At 49.2% G+C, this 3,775-nt stretch carries 2 protein-coding genes; one reads left to right on the plus strand and one right to left on the minus strand.

The annotated features are described in order from the left end of the window. A partial coding sequence (locus tag ACYVC2_RS13585; RefSeq protein ID WP_461102978.1) for a SusC/RagA family TonB-linked outer membrane protein occupies positions 1–2,816 on the minus strand: 2,816 nt, incomplete at its 3' end. A 580-nt stretch (positions 2,817–3,396) separates the two neighbouring features. On the opposite strand from ACYVC2_RS13585, the gene ACYVC2_RS13590 reads away from it, so the two are divergent. Continuing rightward, a complete protein-coding gene (locus tag ACYVC2_RS13590) occupies positions 3,397–3,567 on the plus strand; it encodes a recombinase family protein (RefSeq protein WP_461102979.1) in 171 nt (56 codons plus the stop codon). The last annotated feature ends 208 nt before the right edge of the window (positions 3,568–3,775 follow it).

The following is a 3,775-nucleotide window of genomic DNA, read 5'->3' on the forward strand; positions in this document are numbered from 1 at the left end:
CTGAGCGTAATACTGCCGGTGAACTTGGGGATGGGCGATCCCAAGTAAGTGCGGTCATTGTCGGAGATCTTGCCGTCCCCATCCAGATCGGCAAACCGGAAGCGGCCGGGTGCCGCCCCCGTCTGAGTCGCAGCGGCTGCTACTTCTTCTTTGGAATTAAACAGGCCAACAACTTTATAGCCATAAAAGGCCGAGAGTGGATGGCCTGCTTCATTGCGTACCACAGGCCCGCCTATGCGGGTACCTCCACCCGTGAAATACGGAACCTGAGGAGCAATGGCTGTAATGCGGTTGTTCAAAAAACTACCGATGCCTGTTACTTCGTAACTCAAATCACCACTTATTTTACCCCGAGAGGTCAGCAGCAGGTCAATCCCCTGATTGCGCATGCTGGCCACGTTGACGAAAGGGGCAGCAGCCCGCACGCCGACCACTGAGGGCAGGGCTAGTTGATAGAGCAAGTCTTTGGTATCCTTGCGCCAGAAGTCAACGACGACTTCCAGTCGGTTGTGGAAGAAGGCCCCATCCAGCCCGATGTTAGACGTAACAGAGGTTTCCCACTTAGCATCTGGATTCCCAATTTGACTGGTGTAATAACCCGGCTGAATTGTATTATTGGTTGCTCCCAAATCGTAGCCATTGGCCGCATTTGACCCGAAGAGGTTAAATTGGTTTGTCGAGGAGAGGTAGTTCGAGTTGCCCATCTGTCCATACCCACCCCGAATCTTCAGCTCAGACACCCAGGGCAGATTCTTCATGAACTCTTCCGAGGAAATACGCCAGGCGGCTGAGAAAGCGGGGAACACACCATATCGGTAAGAAGGACCAAACTGGGAGCTACCATCGCGCCGGACAACAACCGTAGCGATGTACTTGTCGTTAAAAGTGTAGCGAGCCTGCCCAAAGAGCGAGTAAAAATTGTTGCCTCGATTGTAGGAACTATTCACCTGGCGGGTGGTGCCGGGAACCGTAGTCGAGAGGGTAACGTAGTTGGGGTCAGTCGTGAATGGATTCAATCCTGACCCGCTGATGCTTCGACCCGCTCCGGTGTTGAGCGCTTCGAGGCCAACGAGGGCCGAAATGTCGTGCCTGCCGAAGGTTTGTTTATAGTTGGCGGTGTTGGTAAAGGTCCAGGCTAGTCCGTAGGAAGCGCCCTCTGAGTAGGTGAAGTTGGCGATGTTCTCCGAGTTTTCGTACGTGGCCCGTGAATAGGAGTTATTGTAGTTGCTATAATAGTTACCGCCAATACTGCTCCGAAGCGTCAGACTCGGTATCAGATCATACTCCAGATAAGCATTGCCAAAACCGAAGATCGTATAGTTAATATTGTTGGCAGCTGCCTGGCGGTTCGCTACTGGGTTACGTGGGTTGTTAAAGCCGGGTGCGGCCGTTCCGGCGTACCCTCCAAATGCATTGTAAACGGGAATAATCGGGGCCATCCGAAAGGCAGTCAGGATGTCATTCTCGTCACCGGACACACTGGAGTTGTTATTTGTCGCATTGCCTAACGAACTACCGACACTGCCCTGCAATCCGGTAGCCGATACATACGCTAGTTGCACATTCTCGCCAAAGCGTAATTTCCTGCTTAGGTCAAACTCGGTGTTCGCCCGGAAGCTATAGCGTGAAAAGTTGTTATTAATGACAATACCCGCCTGTTGTTGCATCCCGAGCCCTAAGTAGTACCGCGAGGTTTCAGTACCGCCTGAAAACCCTAGGGTATGGCGGGTCAACGGAGCAACGTGCGTAATTTCTTTGTACCAGTCAGTACCCTGTTTATTAGCCGCAATGACGTTATAAATGGCGCCGTTCGCCGGATTGACATTATATTTAGACGCTTCAGCCGTCAAGTCAACGGCTGAGGCTGCCACCCCAGCTTTGCTACCAACCAGCAAGTAATCGGGCAGAACAGGGGTTTGGCCTGAGCCATACTGCCCATTGGCAATACCGGCAAAACTATTTGGGCCAACAGCAGTACCCGCCTGAAAAAGGTCATTCTTTCTAGCTTGCCAGGTCCAGTCAGCCTGCTCCTGTGGATTCAGAATGGCCGGGCCTTTGCCTGGATCTGTGATCCCATAGAGACCGTCATACGAAACGGATAGTTTCTGCGCTCGGCGTTGGCCCTTTTTTGTAGTCAAAACAATGACGCCAGCCGCTGCGCGAGCCCCGTAGATCGAAGCGGATGCCGCATCTTTCAACACCGTAGTCGTTTCGATATCATTGGGGTTAATAAACTGGATGGTCTGCGTAGGTACGCCATCGACTACATACAAAGGCTGATTACCGCCAAAAGAACCGAAGCCCCGAATTCGGATCTGCGACGACGTACCAGGCTGTCCGTTGGTGATGACGGTAACCCCGGCGACTCGCCCCTGGAGTTGTTGCTCTACGTTAGGGGACGGAACAATCTGTAACTGCTGAGGCTTGACAGTGGAAACAGCACCAGTAACTTCCCGTCGATTCTCCGTTGAATAACCTGTCACGACGACTTCACTTAGAGCAGTAGCTTCTTCGTCAAGTGTTATCGTTAGCGAAGTCCGATTTCCAATCGGAACCTCCTGGGATTTATACCCAATGGATGAGATAACCAGCACCGGATTCTCCCCACGGACACTGATTACGAAATTACCATTGGCATCCGAGGAAGTGCCCGTTTGTGAACCCTTTAGGACGATGTTAGCACCAGGAACAGCTCCACTGGCACTAGTAATTGTTCCAGTCAAACGCCGTTCCTGGGCAAACGAACTTGTACTGATTAATACCAACAGAGCACTTAAGAGTAATGCCTGTATTACTGAGTAAAAGGCTATTTTCATACGAAAATGGGATTAAGATGTCGTATATAGCCCGGTAGGTGAAGCAATTTGCTCCTTGTTCAATCAATAGGATATCACTATCTATACGTTGTGCAAAAGCAGCCAAGCCGGTCTATTAGCTAAGTGCGAGCTCTAATAGCAATTATCCCTTTTAAGTAAAAAAATATTTTTATCGAAGTATTCGGGACCAGAAGTCAGTTAGAAGAACCATCATTGAGGGATACCAATCTACCTGATAGAGTCATTCCATCGAATCGGAACCTTTGAACGATTTTAGGCGAACCTGAAGTGATTTTCATTATTGTGGTATTTCAAAAAACACTCCCTCTATTTGAGTAACCCATCTCATTGATTCCATTTAATTTGAAAAGCGTGAATAATTTATTTTTCTGTAATTTCAACTCACACAACCTGCTTCTAAATCGAAAACAAATTTCAACGTTCACGTGTCTAGCGTGAAATACTCCTTGTTTTATCATGAAGCTAGGTTACGCCCGAGTCTCTACGGCTCCGACCGCCCGGCCAAGATCAAAACTTATCACTTCAGCTAGATGCCCTGAAAGCAGCCGGCTGCTCGAAAATCTTCCAGGAGAAAGCCAGTGGTAGTAAAATTGAACAGCCTGAACTAAACAGATTACTAGAAATCCTCCGGGAGGAAAATACGTTAATGATCTGGAAGATTGATGGCTCCGGCCACCTGGCGACTAGGTCGTTCCTTGATTCACTTAATCAAGATTGTAACTCTGCTTGAGCAGTAACATATTAGGTCAGTTAGTCTGAATGACCCTATCGACACCACTACTGCTTAGGGTCGGCTCGTTTTTCGCATTTTCGCAAGTCTAGCCGAGTTCGATCGCACCGCAGCCGCCTTTAGGTTTGTGTCATATTAATATTCCAATATTTAAAATAGCTTGCCAAAAGTGAACAGAGTGGGCTTCCCTTTCGCAGCCGCCAGGTTC

The organism is Spirosoma koreense, from assembly GCF_054777875.1.